Raw genomic sequence first — 338 nt, forward strand, 5'->3', positions numbered from 1 at the left:
CTTTTAGAGAATTTAAAGAAGCCATTTCTAAATTACCAACTATAGATCTTTTGAATACTAGATTTGATAAGCTTGAAAATTCAGTTGACAAGCTTGAATATTCAGTAGGTGCTAAACTTGATAAGCTTGAATATTCAGTAGGTGCTAAACTTGATAAGCTTGAAGATTCAGTTGATAAGCTTGAATATTCAGTAGGTGCTAAACTTGATAAGCTTGAATATTCAATAGGTGCTAAACTTGATAAGCTTGAAAATTCAGTTGATAAGCTTGAAAACAAACTAGATAGCTTTAAAAGAGAAGTTAGAACATATGTAATTATTCTTGCTGCTTTAATGTTT

Annotated in this window: 1 pseudogene; it reads left to right on the forward strand. The window is 29.6% G+C overall.

Annotated elements, in window-relative coordinates:
* A pseudogene (locus tag ELQ11_RS09745) lies at window positions 1-338 on the forward strand (hypothetical protein); the annotation flags it as partial.

It is taken from the genome of Campylobacter sp. US50a, assembly GCF_004379015.1.
GTDB lineage: Bacteria > Campylobacterota > Campylobacteria > Campylobacterales > Campylobacteraceae > Campylobacter_D > Campylobacter_D jejuni.